The 21,497-nt window shown below is 55.4% G+C and carries 14 protein-coding genes and 2 pseudogenes; 4 read left to right on the top strand and 12 right to left on the bottom strand.

The features are described from left to right. Positions 1 to 27: 27 nt before the first annotated feature. From OGY62_RS15355 to OGY62_RS15345, 3 genes are all read right to left on the bottom strand, one after another. The gene (locus OGY62_RS15355) at positions 28 to 870 is read right to left on the bottom strand and encodes an aldose 1-epimerase (protein ID WP_286460257.1); all 843 of its coding nucleotides are present in this window, start codon (positions 868 to 870) and stop codon (positions 28 to 30) included. Continuing rightward, positions 870 to 2,309 carry a sugar porter family MFS transporter gene (locus tag OGY62_RS15350; RefSeq protein WP_049009092.1) on the bottom strand — a complete coding sequence of 480 codons (1,440 nt, stop codon included), beginning with the start codon at positions 2,307 to 2,309 and terminating at the stop codon, positions 870 to 872. Before OGY62_RS15350 ends, OGY62_RS15355 begins: the two co-directional genes overlap by 1 nt. Before the next feature lie 71 nt (positions 2,310 to 2,380). Beyond that, positions 2,381 to 5,647 (bottom strand): DUF5107 domain-containing protein, encoded by a 3,267-nt coding sequence (locus OGY62_RS15345; RefSeq protein ID WP_286460256.1) that lies wholly within the window; start codon positions 5,645 to 5,647, stop codon positions 2,381 to 2,383. Between the two features lie 114 nt (positions 5,648 to 5,761). Between OGY62_RS15345 and OGY62_RS15340 the strand changes: the two genes are divergently transcribed. After that, positions 5,762 to 6,955, top strand: coding sequence for an ROK family transcriptional regulator (locus OGY62_RS15340; protein WP_047461977.1), 1,194 nt, complete (start codon positions 5,762 to 5,764; stop codon positions 6,953 to 6,955). A 17-nt stretch (positions 6,956 to 6,972) separates the two neighbouring features. Here the strand turns inward: OGY62_RS15340 and OGY62_RS15335 are convergent. Further along, positions 6,973 to 7,059, bottom strand: a pseudogene (locus OGY62_RS15335) (hypothetical protein); the annotation flags it as partial. Between the two features lie 80 nt (positions 7,060 to 7,139). Next, positions 7,140 to 8,393, bottom strand: coding sequence for a serine hydroxymethyltransferase (gene glyA, locus OGY62_RS15330; RefSeq protein WP_024130115.1), 1,254 nt, complete (start codon positions 8,391 to 8,393; stop codon positions 7,140 to 7,142). A gap of 325 nt (positions 8,394 to 8,718) precedes the next feature. Here glyA and hmpA point away from each other — a divergent pair, with 325 nt between their 5' ends. After that, on the top strand, positions 8,719 to 9,909 hold the full coding sequence (gene hmpA / locus OGY62_RS15325) for an NO-inducible flavohemoprotein (RefSeq protein ID WP_012131231.1): 1,191 nt from the start codon (positions 8,719 to 8,721) through the stop codon (positions 9,907 to 9,909). A 4-nt stretch (positions 9,910 to 9,913) separates the two neighbouring features. After that, positions 9,914 to 10,009, top strand: a pseudogene (locus OGY62_RS23415) (hypothetical protein); the annotation flags it as partial. Here the strand turns inward: OGY62_RS23415 and glnB are convergent. The 5 genes from glnB to purL all read right to left on the bottom strand — a co-directional run bounded on the left by glnB (position 10,006) and on the right by purL (position 18,448). Beyond that, positions 10,006 to 10,344 (bottom strand): nitrogen regulatory protein P-II, encoded by a 339-nt coding sequence (gene glnB / locus OGY62_RS15320; RefSeq protein ID WP_002914032.1) that lies wholly within the window; start codon positions 10,342 to 10,344, stop codon positions 10,006 to 10,008. The pseudogene OGY62_RS23415 and the gene glnB overlap by 4 nt on opposite strands. Before the next feature lie 76 nt (positions 10,345 to 10,420). After that, a complete protein-coding gene (gene glrR / locus OGY62_RS15315; protein WP_024130114.1) occupies positions 10,421 to 11,755 on the bottom strand; it encodes a two-component system response regulator GlrR in 1,335 nt (444 codons plus the stop codon). Beyond that, positions 11,755 to 12,498 (bottom strand): two-component system QseEF-associated lipoprotein QseG, encoded by a 744-nt coding sequence (qseG, locus tag OGY62_RS15310; RefSeq protein WP_071258081.1) that lies wholly within the window; start codon positions 12,496 to 12,498, stop codon positions 11,755 to 11,757. Before qseG ends, glrR begins: the two co-directional genes overlap by 1 nt. Positions 12,499 to 12,521: 23 nt before the next feature. Continuing rightward, on the bottom strand, positions 12,522 to 13,952 hold the full coding sequence (gene qseE / locus OGY62_RS15305) for a two component system sensor histidine kinase QseE/GlrK (RefSeq protein ID WP_286460255.1): 1,431 nt from the start codon (positions 13,950 to 13,952) through the stop codon (positions 12,522 to 12,524). Positions 13,953 to 14,560: 608 nt separating this feature from the next. Next, on the bottom strand, positions 14,561 to 18,448 hold the full coding sequence (purL, locus tag OGY62_RS15300; protein WP_286460254.1) for a phosphoribosylformylglycinamidine synthase: 3,888 nt from the start codon (positions 18,446 to 18,448) through the stop codon (positions 14,561 to 14,563). Positions 18,449 to 18,715: 267 nt separating this feature from the next. Here purL and mltF point away from each other — a divergent pair, with 267 nt between their 5' ends. Next, on the top strand, positions 18,716 to 20,263 hold the full coding sequence (gene mltF, locus OGY62_RS15295) for a membrane-bound lytic murein transglycosylase MltF (protein WP_286460253.1): 1,548 nt from the start codon (positions 18,716 to 18,718) through the stop codon (positions 20,261 to 20,263). A gap of 36 nt (positions 20,264 to 20,299) precedes the next feature. Here mltF and tadA read toward each other — a convergent pair whose 3' ends face one another. Then, positions 20,300 to 20,842 carry a tRNA adenosine(34) deaminase TadA gene (tadA, locus tag OGY62_RS15290; protein ID WP_286460252.1) on the bottom strand — a complete coding sequence of 181 codons (543 nt, stop codon included), beginning with the start codon at positions 20,840 to 20,842 and terminating at the stop codon, positions 20,300 to 20,302. 17 nt (positions 20,843 to 20,859) lie between these two features. Next, positions 20,860 to 21,495: a phosphatidylglycerophosphatase C gene (gene yfhb, locus OGY62_RS15285; RefSeq protein WP_230010236.1), complete on the bottom strand. Its 636-nt coding sequence runs from the start codon at positions 21,493 to 21,495 to the stop codon at positions 20,860 to 20,862. Positions 21,496 to 21,497 lie beyond the last annotated feature (2 nt).

Raw genomic sequence — 21,497 nt, 5'->3', positions numbered from 1 at the left:
TAACAGGCGAATAACATCTTTTTTGGCCTAAACAACAGCGATTTGCATCGCGAAATGGCACTGGTCTCCCTGAGCTAAAGCCTGGAGTCCCGGTTGCCCCGGCATGTTGTGGGCATTTACCGGGTGCGACTGCGGTTCCAGACACAAGAATGACTCCCCTTGCATTCTGAATAGCATAAGCCAGGGCGTTTGCGATAAAAGCGTGACCTTCATCACATCACGCTGCACGATCGCCCGCCCGCTCCAGCCGGAATACCCTACGTTAAGCCACGCATCCTCGCCATATTGCGCGCCGGAAAAATCCGCCTGCCGGGGAATATCGCTCTGCCATTCCTGCGGCAGATGCTGCTTACCTTCCGGCCAGTAACCACTGGCGGCAAACTGCACGGTACTGTGACGATCAAAAGCAAAGTACGGGTGGAATCCGCAACCATAAAGCATCGGTCGTTCCCCCCGGTGCGTTATCGTCAGCGAGGCATGAAGCACAGAAGCGTTCAGCTGATAGTGAAGATCCGCGACATAATCATAACCGCACGCCATTTGACGACCTGAACGCAGATGACAGGCATCCTCATGAACGGCAATCGTATCCCAGCGCCTGAGCCAGCCGTCACCGTGCAGAAAGAAAACGGCATCCTCCTCATGCCGGGGAAGATTCACCTCCTCTCCGCGGAACAGAAAACGGTTTTCGGCAACGCGATTGGCGACCGGCAGCATGGGGAACAGGCCGCATTCGCCGGGTTTTACGCCGCATCCTTCACGTAAAACGGCCTGCTGATGCGCTAATGAAAATAAACTCAACAATCTGCCGCCCTGTGGATCAACACGCATCCGCAGATGCGTGTTTTGTAATGTCAGCGTATCGTCCATTACCGTGCGCTTCGCTGTTGAGTTGACGGGCTGGATTTCACATGCCGCGCCGCCAGTTGCTCTTCCAGCGCTTCCAGCGTCACGCCTTTCGTTTCAGGCACATTGCGCAGCACGTAGAAATACCCCATCGCGCAGATAACGCCGTAAAGCAGGAAACTGCCCGCCGCTCCCAGCCCCGCATTAAGCAGCGGGAACGTGTAGGTCAGCAGGAAGCAGGCAATCCAGAGCGCCAGCGTCCCCAGCGACATCGCCAGACCACGGACGCGGTTCGGGAAGATTTCCGACAACAGAACCCAGGTGACAGGCGCCAGCGTCAGAGCGTAAATCGCAATAGCCGCCAGCACCAGCACCAGAACCGGCCAGCCCATAATCCCCATCCCGTAAGCGGCGGCAATCAGTACATAAATCACCGTGAGTCCTGAAGCGCCAAACAGCATCAGTTTTCGGCGACCAATTTTATCGACCAGCGGCAGCGCTGCGAGGGTGAAGACGAGGTTAATGATCCCTGTGGCGACAATGGATTTTAACGTTCCGTTGATATCAAACCCTGCGGAAGCGAAGATCTCCTGCGCATAGTTGAAGATCACATTGATCCCGCACCATTGCTGGAAGACGGCCAGCACCATACCGATGATGACAATCGGTTTAATCTGCGGCTGCAATAGCGTTGACCAGGCCACTTTGTGGTTGTCTTTCAGCAGAGTATGTTCTATTTCCCGCAACGTCTGCCCGGCATACTCCGCTGAGCCAATCCGTTGCAGCATGGCGCGGGCGCGTTCAGGTTTGCCCGCTTTGACCAGCCAGCGCGGTGATTCCGGCACAAAGAACATCAGAACCAGAAACGCCAGCGCAGGCACCAGTTCCGCGCCAAACATCCAGCGCCAGCCCATCTGCCCATTCCAGCTTTCAACAATCGCCTGCCGGGTCGCGTCGGTCGCCACCGGTTCAGCAATCATCAGGTTAATGAGCTGAGCCGCCAGCACGCCGATCACGATCGTGAGTTGGTTGACCGCCACAAAACGTCCACGCTTCTCCGCCGGGCTGACTTCCGCGATGTACAGCGGGCTAAGGGCGGACGCCAGGCCGATTCCTACGCCGCCAACGATACGGTAAATCACAAACATATCGAAATTGCTGGCGACAGCGGTTCCCCAGGACGATGCGCTGAACAGGATCGCGGCCAGAATCAGCGGCATTTTTCGCCCAAATTTATCAGCGCACCAGCCGGACATCAGTGCGCCAAAGATACAGCCGACCAGCGCTGAACTCATCGCCCAGCCGGACTGCGCGGGATCGGTAATTGAAAAATAGGCTTCGTAGAACGGTTTGGCGCCGCCAATCACCACCCAGTCATAGCCAAACAGCAAGCCGCCGCAGGCGGCAACCAGACAGATAGTCCAGACATAACCGATTCTTAAATGTGTCTGCGTGTTATTCATTATGATTCCTCTTTCAGGGAAACGCAGGGAACAGCAGGTTTCAGGTGGAGTCGCCTCCACCTGTTCAGGGTCTATTGAAATAACGGTACGTTGAGCGCATGGCGCAGCAGCTGCGCCTTGTCATGCGTCGGATTGCGTTGCAGGAGCGCGTTTAGCGCCTGCTGGCACGCCGGGATATCACCCAGCCCCAGATGGCCCAGCGCGGTAATGAACAGACAGTGCTGCTGGTGTTTCTCCTGCGCGGGTGTATCCAGCACCACCAGATCCGGTAACGATACGGCGAAGAAATCGACGTCGGGAACCTTGTCACGCTGCGTCTCCACCCATTGCAGGAAACTCTGGAAAAGAAGGTTCGCTTCAGTGCAGTCACCTGACGCTTTCAGCGCCATCCCCTGCCAGAAGAGATAATCCACCGGCTGGTCATTGTAGTAACGTCCCGCGTCCAGCGAGCTGCCTCCGCGAGTCGCGCGGGTGAAATAGCGCTGCGCCTCATCATGATGACCTTGCTGGCGCGCGCAATAGCCCAGCAAATACCAGATGTCATTATCCGTTTGTCCCGGTAAACGCCCCTCGCCGAGATTGTGCGGATAGTGCAACGCCTGCTGAAGCAAAACGGTGGCGTTTTGCAGCTCGCCACGGCGAATAACCTCCAGCGCCTGATGGATCTGATTCAGTAAATATTGCCCGGTGGCTTTGCCCTCCCCGCCTTCCCAGGGGTGAAAAACACGTTCGCGCAACACCCCGGCGGCCGCTTCGTAGCGACCGAGGCTATTCCATACGCTAAGCAATTCCACGGTCAGATCGTCGCGATGGAAAACAATCTCTTTGCTGGCCTCCAGCCGTTGTAAACGCGCCTCGGCTGGCGCTGCCATCAGTTTGTTCAGATAATCCAGCTCAAACAGGAAGCGGGCATTCTTCGGCTCCAGCGCAACCGCCTGAGACAGGTATTTCAGCGCTTTCTGCGCATCGTGCTGTTTGTTCCAGGCGTAAATCCCCAGCAGCCGATGCGCCGGCGCGAAATTCGGTTCCTGCTCCAGCGTAAACTGCCAGCAATTCACCGCCTCTTCATAACAACGCTTGCTGTACCAGAAACAACCCAGCAGATAGCGAGCGAAGGCGCAATCCGACAGCGTTTGCAGCATTTGCACTTCGTCGAGCGTGTTGGGAAAACGAACGCGGTTGTGCAAACAGTCGCGAGCCAGCGCAATAAACGGTTGCGGATCATCACTCAGCGACGCGCGCCACAGCATGGGCAGCGTCTCCTGGCTGTCGAGCAGCGTCAGCACCGCGCGGGCGGCCTCTTTTTGCCCACAAGAGACCAGCCAGCCCGCCAGCTCGCAGGCGTTGGCGCCACGGCGCCCGGTAATGGCGATAAGCGCCTCTTTCGCCGCCTCATCCTGACGGATAGCCCAGCGCGCATAATGCAGGGTATAACTCAGCGGGTACTCAATAAGCTGCTGTGAAATATACGCCAGCGCTTCGGTTGTGCGCCCGAGTCCGGCCAGAGCCAGTGCTTTCAGCCCCATCGCCAGATTATTGCTGCCATTAAAGCGCAAACTCAGATTCACTTTCTCCAGCGCATCGGCGTAATCATTCCGCTTCATGGCGATTCGCGCCAGCGACCAGAAGGCCGCGTCACGACAGTTGCCGCTCCAGCTGGCTTTGTAGTAGTGCTCACGGGCGAGGTCGTCCTTGCCCTGGCGTTCCAGCGCGGCGGCCAGCAGCATACTCGCTTCCCCATCACGCGGATTTTTATTGAGCTTATGCGCCCGCTGTAAGGCAGACTTCGCACAGCGCTCTGCCTGCGCCCAGTCCGCACGATTCAGCGCCAGCGTGCCCAGCGCGACATTGTTGCGATAGTCATGCGGGTCCACGTCCAGCGCTCGCTGGTAATACTCTTCTGCATAGCGGCTGGCATGGTTGTACTGCTCCAGATGCTGACCAATAAAATAGAGCTCATCAGTACAGGACAGCGCCTCTGGTAGTTCGGGCGCGCAGGCCGCTTTCGGCAACGGCAAGTCCTCCGCGATATGCTCCTCATACGCCAGCAGCGTGACGCCATCACGACGGGCAACGGTCATTTTCACCCGCGCGTGGCCCGCGTCAGAAAGATCGGCGCGCCAGCTTTGACCGGGTTCCAGCGTGAGTGTTTTTTCAAAGAACGGTTGCCCCTGGGCACAAAGCGTTACCTGAACGTCATGTAGCGGCGCAACGGCATAAACGCCGGATGAAAGCTGGTTCCCTTCTCGCTCAAGGCGCAGCGCAAGCTGCGTACTGGCGTTTTGCACCATGCCCAGTTCACTGTAGGGCAGGAAATTTTGCACGAAGACTTTCTCTTCATACGGCGCAAGCCAGGTAAAATCAGGCTGGTTGTCGGTGAAGACCCCGGTCATGAGTTCAATGTACGGGCCGTTGTCATCGGTCAGGTTGCGATCCCAGGCCACGCCAAAATCACCGTATCCCCACGTCCACTGTTTTTTACCCGGCGAAATATGGTGGTCGGCCACATGCAGCAGTCCCCCTCGTTCGCCATGATGCCAGGCGCCGACAAAATCATAATCTGACTTTTCAGCCATATAAGAGGTCGGCACCGGTACATTTTTATAACGCGAGATATCCACGCCGGCGGAGTAGTCCACTTTGTAATAAGTGCCCGTCGCGATCGGAAAGGCGGAGACATCCCGTTTACCGTGGTCATATACGGCAGTAACGTCCGGCGGGAAGACGCTCTGGTGGTCGTCTCCGCCTTTCACCGCCGGGTTTGCCCACCATAAAAAATGGCGCGGCGTAGCGTTGCCGTTAAAGACTTTTCCGGTGATTTCAATTAATGCCCGATCGGGGTACAGCGTAAATCCGGTCATCACCTGCAAGCCGCGCATGGGTTCCACTTCCCCCATCCACACGGTTTGTTCTCCGTGTTCGCCCTGCTGACAGGTAAAATCCACCGGCATAAATGTGGTTGGACGGTGATGCTGCGGCCAGTTAAATTCAATCCCACCGGAGATCCACGGCCCCAGCAGCCCGACCAGCGCGGGTTTCACCACTTCGTTGTAGTAAACAAAATCACGCTGCTGTACTTTGTCATACGCGCGATGAATACGTCCGCCCAGCTCCGGCAACAGCATGATGCGAATAAAATCATTCTCCATCCAGACTGCCTGATACTCGCGCATTTCACGTTTACCGGTCAGCGTATCGATGACGCCATAAGGATAAACCGCGCCTGAAGACCCCTGATAAACCCGCTTTTCCAGGAACATCGGGTTCGGATCTTCTTCGCCGGTTGTCCACGTAGGGAGTGAGAGTGTTTCCTGCCAGACCTTAACTGAACCGTACATGTCATTCTCCACTAAACAAACAAAAGTAAAATTTCACCTTGCTGCTATTCTGGGGCAGATAACTGGCGTTAAAATACGCAATGCTCACGCAATATAGTTAAGGGAGTTAAGTGTATGCAGCGTACAGGGTTCAATAACGCCCGGGTCAGGCAAGCCAACAAGCAGATCTTTCTGTCGCACCTGTGGCGTGAAAAACAGCTCAGTAAATCCCGGCTGGCGCAGCTCAGCGGCCTGTCGATTCCGGCGGTCAGCAATATTCTGGAGGAGTTGATCGATGAGGGAAGAATTTGCCATTCCCGGGAGACGTTAAGCCAACGAGGGCTGAGTAGCGGCAGCTATCACCTGCCCGAACAGGGAGACTGGACGCTGTGCATGAACGTGACGCCCACCAGCATCACCAGCCAGCTGGCAGATGCGCGTCTGGTCGCCGTGGGCGACTGGCGCCATGCGGAGATCAATGCCGGTTCGCCAAAAGCCTTGCTGACCGCGCTTGCCGCGCACTGGCGGGAATATCGTCAGCGCTATCCCGACGTGACCATCAATCTGGCATTAGGCGTTCACGGTCAGGTCGATCCCATTACCGGGGCGTCAAAAACCATGCCGCAGGCACCGTGGAAAACCCCGGTTGAGATTAAATATTTGCTGGAGGAGATGCTCGGCGTACAGGTGCGGTTAGACAATGACTGCGTGATGCTGGCGCTGGCGGAGAAGTGGCAAAACCCGGCGGCAAACCGCGATTTCTGCGTCATTAACGTCGATTACGGGATTGGTTCCTCCTTCGTCATCAACGACAACATCTGGCGCGGCAGTTTGTATGGCAGCGGTCAGATCGGACATACCATCGTCAACCCGGACGGGGTAGCCTGTGATTGCGGCCGCTACGGCTGTCTGGAAACCGTGGCCTCGCTCAGCGCGCTTAAAAAACAGGCCCGACGGTGGATGAAAACGCAGCCCACGGCGGATTGCGACCCAGAAACTATCACCATCGATCAACTGATTACCGCCTGGCAACAGGGCGATGTCCGCATCCAGGCCTGGGTGGAACACGCCGCCAGCGCGATTGGACTGAGTTTATATAACTTTCTGAATATCCTGAATATTAACCAAATCTGGATTTATGGCCGCAGTTGCGCCTTTGGCGAAAGCTGGCTGAATACGCTGGTGCAGCAAACGGGGTTTAATCCCTTTGATCATGGCGATAACCCGCAGGCAAGGTCCACCCGGATCGGCTTTGGCACACTCAGTCGTTCGCAACAGTTGATGGGGATCGGCTATCTGTACGTCGAATCACAGCTAAACGCGCTCTGAGTATAAGTCCGACACCCTGCGATGAAAGGAGATCCGCTTGTCGAACGAAAAACCACCGGCGTGGTATTAAAATTATTCATATAACCGGGTATCAAAGTCGCGCCTGGATTCGCCCGCACGGCGTGACCCGGAAATAAAAAAGGCTTCCCGCAGGAAGCCTTTTTCACGATGCCTGGCGTATCGCTTACGCGTAAACCGGGAAGCGTGCGCAGATGTCCAGCACTTTGCCTTTGATGCGCTCGATAACCGCTTCATCGTTGATGTTGTCCAGCACATCGCACATCCAGCCAGCCAGTTCTTTGGCTTCTGCTTCTTTAAAACCGCGACGCGTAATGGCCGGAGAACCGATACGGATACCGGAAGTAACGAACGGACTCTTCGGATCGTTTGGCACGCTGTTTTTGTTAACGGTGATGTTGGCACGACCCAGCGCGGCGTCAGCTTCTTTACCGGTCAGGTTTTTGTCCACCAGATCCAGCAGGAACAGGTGGTTCTCTGTACCGCCGGAAACCACTTTGTAGCCACGGTTCAGGAACACTTCCACCATCGCTTTGGCGTTTTTGGCAACCTGCTGCTGGTAGACTTTGAACTCCGGTTCCATCGCTTCTTTCAGCGCCACCGCTTTACCGGCGATCACATGCATCAGCGGGCCACCCTGAGCACTAGGGAAAACGGCAGAGTTCAGTTTTTTGTACAACTCTTCGTCACCGCCTTTCGCCAGGATCAGGCCGCCGCGCGGACCCGCCAAGGTTTTGTGCGTGGTGGTGGTCACAACGTGAGCATGCGGAACCGGGTTCGGATAAACGTCTGCGGCGATAAGACCCGCGACGTGCGCCATATCAACAAACAGGTACGCGCCAATGCTGTCGGCAATTTCACGCATTTTTGCCCAGTCAACGACGCCGGAATAAGCAGAGAAGCCGCCGATGATCATCTTCGGTTTATGAGTCTGAGCCAGCTTCGCCATCTCTTCGTAGTCAATTTTACCGGACTCATCGATGCCGTAAGGCACGATGTTGTACAGTTTACCGGAGAAGTTTACCGGAGAACCGTGAGTCAGGTGGCCACCTTGCGCCAGGTTCATACCCAGAACGGTGTCGCCCGGTTGCAGCAGCGCAGTGTAGACCGCGAAGTTAGCCTGAGAACCAGAGTGCGGCTGGACGTTGGCGTAGTCTGCGCCAAACAGTTCTTTCGCGCGGTCAATCGCCAGTTGCTCAACGACATCCACATATTCGCAACCGCCGTAGTAGCGCTTGCCCGGATATCCTTCAGCGTATTTGTTGGTCAGCTGAGACCCCTGCGCCTGCATCACGCGCGGGCTGGTGTAGTTTTCGGAGGCGATCAGTTCGATGTGCTCTTCCTGACGTACTTTTTCCTGCTCCATAGCCTGCCACAGTTCGGCATCATAATCGGCAATGTTCATTTCACGCTTTAACATCCGCATCTCCTGACTCAGCTAACGATAAATTTTGGCCTAAAAAGGCAATCCCGTGGGACAACGGCCAACAGTATAACCGAATCATTCTGCGATAACAGGTCTTGACAAAGGATTTTACGCAAACGATTACCTTCATACTGTACAAGGCTTTGTCGAATGAAGACCTTACGAATTTCAACGGATTTCTTTTCAGGTTTGTGATGCAGATTTTTCACGTTGTAACGTTAAAAACGCAAAGTTACAAAGAACCATTTACAATACAGGGTTATTTTTTATAAGATGTATTTGACATACATCATTAAAGTCTCAGATAAAGGAAGACAGTATGCTTGACGCTCAAACCATCGCCACAGTAAAAGCCACCATTCCCCTGCTGGTTGAAACCGGTCCAAAACTGACCGCCCATTTCTACGATCGCATGTTTACCCACAACCCTGAACTCAAAGAAATTTTTAACATGAGTAACCAGCGAAATGGCGATCAACGTGAAGCGCTGTTTAACGCCATCGCGGCCTATGCCAGCAATATCGAAAACCTGCCTGCGCTGCTGCCTGCGGTAGAAAAAATCGCCCAGAAGCACACCAGTTTCCAGATCAAACCAGAACAGTACAACATCGTTGGTGGCCACCTGCTGGCAACGCTGGACGAAATGTTCAGCCCAGGCCAGGAAGTGCTGGATGCCTGGGGTAAAGCGTATGGCGTTCTGGCCAATGTCTTTATCAATCGCGAAGCGCAAATCTACAGCGAAAACGCCAGCAAGAATGGCGGCTGGGAAGGCACTCGTCCGTTCCGCATCGTCGCGAAAACGCCGCGCAGCGCCCTGATTACCAGCTTTGAATTTGAACCGGTCGATGGCGGCCCGGTCGCAGAATATCATCCGGGTCAATACCTGGGGGTCTGGCTGAAACCGGAAGGCTTCCCGCATCAGGAGATCCGTCAGTATTCCCTGACCCGCAAGCCGGATGGTAAAGGTTATCGCATCGCAGTTAAGCGTGAAGATGGCGGTCAGGTTTCCAGCTGGCTGCACAACCACGCAAGCGTCGGCGATATCGTCCACTTAGCCGCTCCGGCAGGTGATTTCTTCATGGATGTCGCAACGGACACGCCTGTTTCTCTGATTTCCGCAGGCGTAGGCCAGACTCCAATGCTGGCCATGCTGGATACGCTGACCAAAGCCAACCACACCGCGCAGGTGAACTGGTTCCACGCGGCGGAAAACGGCGACGTGCATGCGTTTGCAGATGAAGTGAGCGAGCTGGGTAAAACCCTGCCGCGCTTTACCGCACATACCTGGTATCGCGAACCGACAGAAGCCGATCGTGCGAATGGCGCGTTCGACAGCACAGGTCTGATGGATTTGAACAAACTGGAAAGTGCGATCAGCGATCCGGCAATGCAGTTTTATCTGTGCGGTCCGGTCGGCTTTATGCAGTTTGCTGCGAAGCAGCTGACAGGGCTGGGCGTGAAAAGCGAAAACATTCATTACGAATGCTTCGGCCCACATAAAGTGCTGTAATTAAGTCATGCCTGATGGCGCTGCGCTTATCAGGCCTACGGGATTTTGTAGGCCGGATAAAGTGTTTACACCGCCATCCGGCAAGCACGACGCGGCTTAAATTGCCGCGTCGTCTTCTTCGCCGGTACGAATACGAATCACGCGCGCAACGTCAAAGACGAAAATTTTACCGTCACCGATTTTCCCCGTCTGCGCGGTGCGAATAATGGTGTCAACGCAGGTATCCACGATATCGTCGGTCACCACGATTTCAATTTTCACCTTCGGCAGAAAATCCACCATATATTCCGCGCCACGGTACAGCTCGGTATGGCCTTTCTGACGCCCAAAGCCTTTCACTTCGGTAACCGTCATACCGGTAATGCCTACCTCAGCCAGCGCTTCACGGACGTCGTCCAGCTTGAAGGGTTTAATAATCGCATCAATCTTTTTCATGCTATTCCTTGAAAAGGTCGCCTGTCTTTTAATCTGATAAACGTAACATAATTCACGCTACTTTACGGCATGAAAACTACTCTTTGAAATCGTTTGCATCTAACTCATGGCGCGAGAGCAGCTTATAAAATTCCGTCCGGTTACGCCCTGCCATTCTCGCCGCATGGGTGACATTCCCTTTGGTGATTTGCAGCAGTTTACGCAAGTAGTTAAGCTCAAACTGATTACGCGCCTCAACAAACGTCGGCAGCGCCGTATTTTCGCCTTCCAGCGCCTGCTCTACCAGCGCGTCGCTGATGACCGGCGAGGAAGTTAACGCCACGCACTGCTCAATAACGTTCACCAACTGACGCACGTTTCCCGGCCAGCTTGCGGTCATCAGACGCTTCATCGCATCCGTTGAAAACGCCCGCACAAACGGTTTATGCCGCTCTGCTGACTGGCGCAGAAGATGATTCGCCAGCAGCGGAATATCTTCCGTACGCTCCGCCAGCGTCGGGATCTTCAGACTCACCACGTTCAGACGGTAATATAAGTCTTCGCGAAATTCACCCCGCGCCATCGCCTTAGGCAGATCGCGGTGCGTTGCGGAGATAATGCGCACATCAATATCGATATCGCGATTGCTGCCAAGCGGTCTGACTTTGCGCTCTTGCAGAACGCGCAGCAGCTTAACCTGTAACGGCGCGGGCATATCGCCGATTTCGTCAAGAAACAGCGTGCCGCCTTCCGCCGCCTGAAATAACCCTTCGCGATTGCTGACCGCGCCGGTAAACGCCCCGCGCGCGTGGCCAAACAGTTCGGACTCCAGTAGCTGTTCCGGCAGCGCGCCGCAGTTAATGGCGATGAAAGGTTTACTGCTGCGCGGGCTGGCGTTATGGATAGCCTGCGCGAAAATCTCTTTCCCGGTGCCGCTTTGCCCGTTAATCAGCACGCTGACATCCGATTGCGCCACCATCCGCGCCTGTTCCAGCAGGCGTATCATCAACGGACTGCGCGTAACGATTGATTCGCGCCAGCTGTCGTCCATTGCCGGCGCCGATTGTTCAAGCGCGTCATCAATGGCCTGATACAGCGCATCTTTATCGACCGGTTTGGTCAGAAAGCTAAACACGCCTTTTTGCGTCGCCGCCACGGCATCAGGAATAGAGCCGTGTGCGGTCAAAATGATAACGGGCATGCCAGGCTGGACTTTCTGGATTTCCGTGAACAGCTGCATGCCATCCATTTCATCCATCCGCAGATCGCTAATAACCAGATCCACTTTCTCGCGATTCAGTACGCGCAGCCCTTCCTGACCGCTTTCCGCCGTCACGACGCTGTAGCCTTCGCTGGTCAGGCGCATCCCAAGCAGTTTCAACAGCCCCGGGTCATCGTCCACGAGCAGCAGATGTGCCGGTTTGCGGCTTATCATGGCGTTACCTCATCTTGTGGCAGTGCGGAAGATGCGCCGTCGTCAGGCGCTGCGGGTTTGTCATTTCCGTGTGTCGCGTCAGGATTGTAGTTGCCTGCGGGTTTGCGCGTGGAGAGCTGGCGCTCAATATCAGTCAGATTCTCCAGCTTGCGCGTCGTGAGATCGAGCTGCGCCTGTAAGTGCTGATGCTGCTGACGCAACGTATCAAGCTCGCTATCCGACGCTTGCTGGAGTTTACTGTAACGCTGACGCTCTTCGGCAAGCTGTAACTGTAGCGCCTGGCCGTCGCGCCAGAGCTGATAGAGCGGGCGCACCTGAGCGGGAATTTGCGCGCTTAGCGCATCGAGGCGAGTGACCATATCGCGCCGTTCAAGGGGCGTAATTTTAGCATCCGCCAGCAGAATCCCGCGTTTGAACGTGTTCTGCCAGCTGCCATCTTCCAGCGCCCGCGCTTCATTGCGTGACTGAACAGGCAACAGGCGATCGGCACAATCAATCGCCCGCAGCCAGTAAAGCGGATTGTTATCCGTCGATGGCCCTTTGAGTAACCAGATATCCGTACAGTCGGTAGAGAGATAATCCGCCAGCTGATACGGTGGAATTTTTTCCTGCGACGCATCATTTACGACATGCTTCGCGGCATGTGGCGCGCACCCCATCAGCACCAGGCAAGGCACACTCGCTAACCATCCTCTTCGGGGAAATAATCGCTTCAGAACTCGAACAAAAACGTGTGGCATACTCACCAGGCTTAGCTTCATTTTTAGTGGTTTTTCGATGCAGATAGCGGCAGTTCGATACGGAAGCAAACTTCTTGCGCATTCTCATCGACCAGATACAGTTCCCCCTGCATACGACGGATGCAGTCCCTGGCGATACTTAACCCTAATCCGCTCCCCTTCACCGCACCTTTACGCTGATGGCTTCCCTGGAAAAAGGGTTCAAAAATCATGGCTCTTTCCGCTTCCGGGATCGGCGTGCCCGTATTGATCACATCAATGTGCGCCTTTGAACCATATACATTGCTGCGAATACAAATGTTACCGGATTCAGCGCCATAGTGCACCGCATTGGAATAAAGATTGTCCAGCACGCTCATTAATAGCATCGGCTCGGCCAGACAGCTGTCGATAGCCAGCCTGACCTCGGTATGCATCATTTTAGCGCGCGCAGGCAAACTGTGAGCGGAAACCACCATATCCACCAGCGGTTCAAGCTCCACGGTTTCCATCTCAATCGCGCTGTCTGCCAGTTTCCTGTTGTAATCAAGCAGTTGCTCAATCAACTTCTGTAAGTTGCGGCTGCTATCGTCCAGAATGCCGACGACCTCTTTTTGCTCCGACGTCAATGGCCCCACGACCTGATCGGCCAGCAGCTCTGTCCCTTCGCGCATACTGGCCAGCGGCGTTTTCAGCTCATGCGACAGGTGACGTAAAAACTGATGCCGTTGGGATTCCAGCCAGGACAGACGTTCACTCAACCAGATAATGCGCTGCCCCACCGAACGCAGCTCGCGCGGCCCGGTAAACGACACGGTATTCCCCAGAGAGCGCCCTTCTCCCAGCCGGTTAATCATCCGTTCTATCCCTTTCACCGGCCCAATGATCATCCTTGTAAAAAGCAGCACCATCGCCAGACTGACCAGAAACAGCACCAGCGCCTGCCAGCCAAAGAATTGTCCGCGCTCTGCGATTTCCTGCTGTAACTGCTGCCCGCGCGAGAACACCACCGTGCGCGTTGCCTGCACCATTTCCGTATTGGCGTTGGCAAAAGCTTCCAGCCGCGCGGCGGCGGTAGCGTCAGGGCCGCTATTTTTACACTGTAATTGTGCAAGACCGTTCAGATCATCGCGTAGCGCCTGGTAAAGTTTAGCGTCCGGCAATACTCCCGCATGCGCGTCCAGCATTTCGCTGTAGCGTTTTCGCTGGCTCTGATACACCTTCGCCAGCGTACGGTCGTCGAGCACGCAATATTGCCGGTAGCTGCGCTCCATCTCCAGCGCCACGTTGGTCATCGCTTCGCTGCGCCGGGCATCTATCAGCGTGGTACGGTTAGTCTGCGCCGCCTGGGCGCTGAGCGCGTTGAGACTTTGCCAGGCCTGCCAGGCCAGTACCAACAAAGGCAACAGAATCAGCAGAAATGCCAGCATAACCAGTTGTCGCAAGGACCGGGGGAAAACAGACCAGCGCTTCAAGGCGTTACTCTCATCGGATAAGGATACAAGGATGCTAACCGAGGGGAACATCAGATACAACAAAGCCGGGATTAACCCGGCTTTGTTATGGAATAAGGCGGTGCCTAACTCGACGTTTCGCCCGGTGGTTGATAAAGCAACGCTATTATCAGAAGTTGGACGGCAGGCACCTTGTTGTGCGTCATTCGAAGTTTATGTAGCGCTTCCCGAAGGGGCTGACATAAGAAGGTGAATGAGCCACTGGTTACTATTATGCAGTAAGTGTGCCAATTTTAAAAACAAATAATTAACATTATGATTTTATTTGGTTTTATAGAGAAATAATCACCGTTACAAAACGAACAAAATTTCAGCAAGGTGTCACCATTCAGAGACACCTAAAAACAAACCTTACGCTATCATTGTAAATCAATGAGTTAAATGTCTCCTTTTGGAGACACAAACAATCTACTGATGTCGGCATTTCCCGACACCTTTATGGTTGATGGCAGGGCAAAAAAAAGCTCCCTCACGGAAGCTTCCTTGCCGGATGGCGGCTTCGCCTTATCCGGCCTACGCGTATGTCCAGGCCCGATAGTGCTTTGCTTATCGGGCCATTTACGTGCGGATTAACCTAACTGCTTACGCGCATTGCGGAAAATACGCATCCACGGGCTGTCTTCGCCCCAGTTTTCCGGGTGCCAGGAGTTGCTGACGGTGCGGAAGACGCGCTCCGGGTGCGGCATCATAATGGTTGCACGACCGTTTTCCGTGGTAACGGCGGTGATGCCATTTGGCGATCCGTTCGGGTTGGCCGGGTAGTTTTCCGTAACCTTACCGAAGTTATCGACATAACGCAGCGCAACCAGACCTTTGCTTTCCAGCCCTGCCAGATGCGCATCGTCACGCACTTCAACGCGCCCTTCACCGTGGGACACCGCGACAGGCATCTGTGAGCCAACCATTCCCTGCAACAGCAGAGACGGGCTTTGGGTCACTTCCACCAGGCTGAAGCGCGCTTCAAAACGGTCAGAATGGTTACGCACAAAACGCGGCCACAGATCGCTCCCCGGAATCAGTTCACGCAGGTTAGACATCATCTGGCAACCGTTACATACGCCAAGCGCCAGCGTCTGCGGGCGGTGGAAGAACGTTTCGAACTCGTCGCGTACGCGATTGTTGAACAGAATCGATTTCGCCCAGCCTTCACCCGCGCCCAGCACGTCACCGTAAGAGAAACCGCCACAGGCAACCAGCGCCTGGAAATTACCCAGTCCAATACGGCCAGCCAGCAGATCGCTCATATGCACATCAATCGCGTCAAAGCCCGCGCGATGGAACGCCGCCGCCATCTCAACGTGGGAGTTCACGCCCTGTTCGCGCAGTACGGCAACCTTCGGACGCGCGCCGGTAGCAATATACGGCGCGGCGATATCTTCATTGATATCGAACGACAATTTCACGTTCAGACCCGGGTCGGCATCGTTGGTTTTTGCGTCATGTTCCTGATCGGCACATTCCGGGTTGTCGCGCAGGCGCTGCATCTGCCAGGTCGTTTCCGCCCACCAGGTACGAAGCGTGGTGCGGCTTTCGCTGAAGACAACCTGCCCATTGGATTCAATCACAAAACGGTCGCCGGAAACGGCCTGACCTAAATAGTGTACGCAGTCACTCAGACCGTGCTTCGCCAGCAGCGCCTCGACCGCTTCGCGATCGGCCGCCCGTACCTGAATCACTGCGCCCAGCTCTTCGTTAAACAGCGCCGCCAGACGATCGTCGCCAGATGTTGCAATATCAGCCTGGATGCCGCAGTGACCGGTAAAGGCCATCTCGGCAAGCGTGACCAGCAGGCCGCCGTCGGAACGGTCGTGATACGCCAGCAGTTTACGCTGCGCCACCAGCGCCTGAATCGCATCATAGAAGCCTTTCAACTGCGCCACATCGCGCACGTCTGCCGGTTTGTCGCCCAGTTGACGATACACCTGCGCCAGCGCCGTTGCGCCCAGCGCGTTATGCCCCTGACCCAAATCGATCAGCAGCAGCGCGTTATCTTCGGTCGAGAGCTGCGGCGTGATGGTATGACGCACATCTTCCACGCGGGCAAACGCGGAAATCACCAGCGACAGCGGCGAGGTCATTTCGCGCTGCTCGTTGCCTTCCTGCCAGCGGGTTTTCATCGACATAGAGTCTTTGCCCACCGGAATCGTCAGGCCAAGCTGCGGGCAGAGTTCTTCGCCTACCGCTTTCACCGCGTCATACAGACCGGCATCTTCACCCGGGTGACCGGCCGCCGCCATCCAGTTTGCGGACAGCTTGATGCGTTTGATATCGCCAATCTGGGTCGCGGCGATGTTCGTCAGCGCTTCGCCAACGGCCAGACGGGCGGAAGCGGCAAAGTCCAGCAGCGCTACCGGCGCACGTTCACCGATAGACATCGCTTCACCATAGTAGCTGTCGAGGCTGGCGGTGGTCACCGCGCAGTTCGCCACCGGCACCTGCCACGGGCCGACCATCTGATCGCGCGCCACCATACCGGTCACGGTACGGTCGCCGATGGTCACCAGGAATGTTTTCTCCGCCACGGTCGGCAGATGCAGAACCCGTTTAACCGCGTCAGCAATCGTGATATCAGCACGATCCAGCGCATCGCCTTTCGCTGTCAGCGTCTGCACGTCGCGGGTCATTTTCGGCGTTTTACCCAGCAGCACGTCCAGCGGCAGATCGATCGGTTGATTATCGAAATGACGGTCGTTCAGGGACAGATGCTGTTCTTCGGTGGCCTCACCGATCACCGCATACGGCGCGCGCTCACGCTTGCACAACTCATCAAACAGCGGCAACTGGTCGGCGGCCACGGCCAGCACATAACGCTCCTGAGACTCGTTACACCAGATTTCCAGCGGACTCATGCCCGGCTCATCGCTGAGGATATCGCGCAGCTCAAATTTACCGCCGCGCCCGCCGTCGCTCACCAGCTCCGGCATCGCGTTGGAGAGACCGCCGGCCCCGACGTCGTGAATAAACAGGATCGGGTTGGCATCGCCTAACTGCCAGCAGCGGTCGATCACTTCCTGGCAGCGACGTTCCATTTCCGGGTTATCACGCTGTACGGAGGCAAAATCGAGATCCGCATCCGACTGACCAGAAGCCATAGAGGACGCCGCCCCGCCCCCCAGACCAATGTTCATCGCCGGCCCACCGAGCACGATCAGCTTCGCGCCAACGACGATCTCGCCTTTCTGTACGTGATCGGCGCGGATGTTGCCAATCCCGCCCGCCAGCATGATCGGCTTGTGGTAGCCGCGCAGCTCTTCGCCGTTGTGGCTGTTTACTTTTTCTTCGTAAGTACGGAAGTACCCGTTCAACGCCGGGCGACCAAATTCATTATTAAACGCCGCGCCGCCCAGCGGGCCTTCGGTCATAATGTCCAGCGCGGTAACGATACGCTCTGGTTTACCAAAATCTTCTTCCCACGGCTGCTCAAAACCCGGAATACGCAGGTTAGACACAGAGAAGCCCACCAGACCCGCTTTTGGCTTCGCGCCGCGTCCGGTTGCGCCTTCATCACGAATCTCACCACCGGAACCGGTCGCCGCGCCCGGCCACGGCGAGATCGCCGTCGGGTGGTTATGGGTTTCCACCTTCATCAGGATATGCGCAGGCTCCTGATGGAAGTCATAGCGACCGCTCTCGTGGTCAGCGAAGTAGCGTCCCACGTCAGAACCTTCCATCACCGCCGCGTTATCTTTATAGGCAGACAACACATGATCCGGCGTGGTTTCAAAGGTGTTTTTGATCATCTTAAACAGCGACTTCGGCTGCGGTTTCCCGTCGATAATCCAGTCAGCGTTAAAAATCTTATGGCGACAGTGTTCGGAGTTTGCCTGCGCGAACATATACAGCTCGATATCGTTCGGATTGCGCCCCAGCTTCGTGAAGGCGTCTTGCAGGTAATCAATTTCGTCATCCGCCAGCGCCAGACCCAGACGCAGGTTGGCGTCAGTCAGCGCCTGACGCCCTTCACCCAGCAGATCCACACTGGCAACCGGCGCAGGCTGGTGATGAACAAACAGTTTTTCCGCATCAGATAAAGAAGAGAACACGGTCTCCATCATCCGGTCGTGCAGTTCAGCGGCAATCGTCTGCCACTGTTCAGCCGTGAGCGTAGCGGCTTCAACGTAGTATGCAACGCCACGCTCCAGGCGGCTTACCTGTTGCAGACCGCAGTTATGGGCGATATCAGTCGCTTTGGAAGACCAGGGGGAGATGGTGCCAGGACGCGGCGTGACCAGCAGCAGCTTTCCTTCAGGGGTATGGCTGCTTAAGCTCGGCCCATATTTCAGCAAACGTGCAAGTTGCGCGTGCTCATCCTCGTTTAAGGGGGCGCTCAGGTCAGCAAAATGGACATACTCAGCGTAAATATTGTGGACCTGAAGATTGGCCGCCTGAAAACGCGCCAGCAGTTTGTTAATACGGAATGCAGACAGTGCAGGCGAACCACGCAGAATTTCCATCATAAGTCTCTCGTCTTCGAAGCGCCTGAGGCGCTTTAAGTGTGCGCAAGGGGGGAAACGGGCGACATTATAAAGAATCTGACGCCCCGACGAAACCGTTTGCGTCGAAATAAAATCGCCGCCTTTTCTTATCATACGGTGCGGCCAATCATTCTAATTAGTTGCCAACTGGCGCATTGTTGCGCAAAATGCCGCACATTCATGATGATTTTAACCCACCAAAATGACATTAGCAGGCTGAGATTACGCACGATTCAGAGAATTAACTAATTGAAAAAATTAAAGATTAATTATCTGTTCATCGGCATATTGACTCTGCTGCTGGCAGCGGCCCTCTGGCCATCAATCCCCTGGTTCGGCAAAGCCGACAATCGTATCGCCGCGATCCAATCGCGGGGAGAGTTACGCGTCTCAACAATAGAGTCGCCGCTGACCTATGCCCGCATTAACGGAAAAAAGTACGGTCTGGATTACGAACTGGCACAGCAGTTCGCCAGCTATCTTGGCGTAAAGCTGAAAATTACCGTACGCCAGAATATCAGCCAGCTATTTGACGATTTAGATAACGGCAACGCCGATCTGCTGGCGGCAGGACTGGTTTACAACAGCGAGCGCGTGAAGAATTATCAACCCGGCCCGACCTACTATTCCGTTTCGCAACAGCTGGTTTACCGGGTAGGACAATACCGGCCTCGCACGCTGGCCACGGTGAATGAAAGCCAGCTCTCTATCGCGCCAGGGCATGTCGTGGTAAATGACTTGCAGGCGCTGAAAGAGACAAAATTTCCCGATCTGAGCTGGAAAGTCGATGACAAAAAAGGGACAGCGGCGCTGCTCAGCGAAGTCATCAGCGGCAATCTGGACTATACCATTGCCGATTCTGTCGCGATCAGCCTGTTCCAGCGCGTACATCCTGAACTGGCCGTCGCGCTGGATGTCACCGATGAGCAGCCTGTCACCTGGTTTAGCCAACTGGACGATGACAACACGCTTTCCGCTGCGCTGCTCGATTTCTTCAACGCTATTAATGAAGACGGCTCACTGGCGCGTATGGAAGAGAAGTATCTGGGGCACGGCGACGATTTTGATTATGTCGATACCCGCACCTTCCTGCGGGCCGTGGACGGCGTACTGCCCGATCTCCAGCCGTTGTTTGAAAAATACGCGCAGGAGATAGACTGGCGCCTGCTGGCCGCAATTTCCTATCAGGAGTCGCACTGGGACCCGCTGGCCACCTCCCCGACGGGCGTTCGCGGTCTGATGATGCTCACCAAAAACACCGCGCAAAGTCTGGGACTGACGGATCGTACCGATGCGGAACAAAGCATCAGCGGCGGTGTGCGTTATATCCAGGATATGATGGGTAAAGTGCCTGAAACCGTGCCGGAAGAGGAGCGTATCTGGTTTGCGCTCGCCGCCTATAACATGGGCTATGCGCATATGCTTGACGCTCGTGCGTTGACGGTCAAAACCAGGGGCAACCCGGATAGCTGGGCCGATGTAAAACAACGGCTGCCGCTGCTCAGCCAGAAACAATATTACAGCAAGCTGACGTACGGCTATGCGCGCGGGCATGAAGCCTACGCTTATGTGGAAAATATTCGGAAGTATCAGATTAGCCTGGTCGGCTATCTGCAAGAAAAAGAGAAGCAGGCGGCAGAAACGATAAAGCTGGCGCAGGATTACCCGGCAGTGTCTCCGACCGAGTTTGACACGGAGACATTTCCTTTCTCTTCTTTCTTATCGCAGCCGTCATCGAACTACCTGTCACACTCTCCTTCTTTGCCGTTTTCACTGAAGAAGAAAGACGGAAACTAATCTCACAGGGCTGGACGCTTTCGCGCCCTGGCCGCCCTACAACGATTCTTGCGAAGATTTTTTTAGCGCTTTGATCTCCTGGCGACGCATGCGGAAGAAATCACTGAGCAGCGCTGCGCACTCATCGCGTAACACACCTTCGGTGATCTCTACGCGGTGGTTCATGCCCGGATGATGCAATACGTCCATCAGCGACCCTGCCGCGCCGGTTTTCGCGTCGCGAGCGCCAAATACCACCCGACCAATGCGGCTGTGTACCATTGCTCCCGCACACATCGCGCACGGCTCCAGCGTCACGTAAAGCGTGGTATCCAGCAAACGGTAGTTCTGAAGCACCAGCCCGCCCTGACGTAGCGCCATGATTTCAGCGTGCGCAGTGGGATCATGATGACCTATCGGACGGTTCCAGCCTTCGCCAATGACGCGATTGTTATGCACCAATACCGCGCCAACCGGCACTTCACGCTCATCCCAGGCGCGTTTCGCCAGCGTCAACGCATGACGCATCCAGTATTCGTGGCTAAATTCAACATCAGACAAAGGAGACACTCCGGTAATAAAAGCGGGCGCATTATACATGGGCGCTATCGTTAACTCTATTCGAGTTGCTGGAGCTCCCCTCGCGGCGTGACGCGCCAGCGATGCTGGCAAAAATAGAGAAGCGGGTTATCCTGCTTACTGTCGCTGTAGCCGCTGTACAGACGTAACGGCGCACCAATCTGGCGTTCCAGTTGGGCGACCTTCTCGTGCCCCAGACAGCGCATAGTCAGTAGCCAGCCGCCGTAGCCACGCCGCATCTGGCTGGCGATCAGGTTCACGCGCGGCAGCCAGAGCGTATCGAAATAGACCTGTTCCACCAGCGATTGCGGAGAGCCGGTAATCAGCCAGATATCAGCGTCAGAGCTTAACAGATAGGTCGTCAGGCGCTCCTGAACAACCGGAAACGCCGTGACGTTATCGCGAAACCAGCGAACGAAATCCGACTGATGCGCCTTGAGCCGCGCTTCACTGTGACCGAAGGTACAGCCCCATAACAGCAGGCTCATCGGCCAACGCGCCGCCCGACCTTTAATCAACAAGCCAATCCCGATAACCGGCAATAACGGCAGCACGAGCAACGCATTCAGCGGCTGGCGACGCAACAGATAACGCAGGAAACTGCCAAACATATCCTGCTGGTGCAACGTACCGTCCAAATCAAAAAATACGACACGACGCTCGTGATTAACCAAAC

This window comes from Citrobacter sp. CK198 (assembly GCF_030333295.1).
Taxonomy (GTDB): domain Bacteria; phylum Pseudomonadota; class Gammaproteobacteria; order Enterobacterales; family Enterobacteriaceae; genus Citrobacter_B; species Citrobacter_B koseri.
This window is presented reverse-complemented; position numbering and strand designations above follow the sequence as displayed.

What these genes read in the sequence shown, in the direction of transcription:
- OGY62_RS15355 (WP_286460257.1), bottom strand. Translation starts at nt 870, where the DNA reads ATGGACGATACGCTGACATTACAAAACACGCATCTGCGGATGCGTGTT.
- OGY62_RS15350 (WP_049009092.1), bottom strand. Translation starts at nt 2,309, where the DNA reads ATGAATAACACGCAGACACATTTAAGAATCGGTTATGTCTGGACTATC.
- OGY62_RS15345 (WP_286460256.1), bottom strand. Translation starts at nt 5,647, where the DNA reads ATGTACGGTTCAGTTAAGGTCTGGCAGGAAACACTCTCACTCCCTACG.
- OGY62_RS15340 (WP_047461977.1), top strand. Translation starts at nt 5,762, where the DNA reads ATGCAGCGTACAGGGTTCAATAACGCCCGGGTCAGGCAAGCCAACAAG.
- glyA (WP_024130115.1), bottom strand. Translation starts at nt 8,393, where the DNA reads ATGTTAAAGCGTGAAATGAACATTGCCGATTATGATGCCGAACTGTGG.
- hmpA (WP_012131231.1), top strand. Translation starts at nt 8,719, where the DNA reads ATGCTTGACGCTCAAACCATCGCCACAGTAAAAGCCACCATTCCCCTG.
- glnB (WP_002914032.1), bottom strand. Translation starts at nt 10,344, where the DNA reads ATGAAAAAGATTGATGCGATTATTAAACCCTTCAAGCTGGACGACGTC.
- qseG (WP_071258081.1), bottom strand. Translation starts at nt 12,498, where the DNA reads ATGCCACACGTTTTTGTTCGAGTTCTGAAGCGATTATTTCCCCGAAGA.
- purL (WP_286460254.1), bottom strand. Translation starts at nt 18,448, where the DNA reads ATGATGGAAATTCTGCGTGGTTCGCCTGCACTGTCTGCATTCCGTATT.
- tadA (WP_286460252.1), bottom strand. Translation starts at nt 20,842, where the DNA reads ATGTATAATGCGCCCGCTTTTATTACCGGAGTGTCTCCTTTGTCTGAT.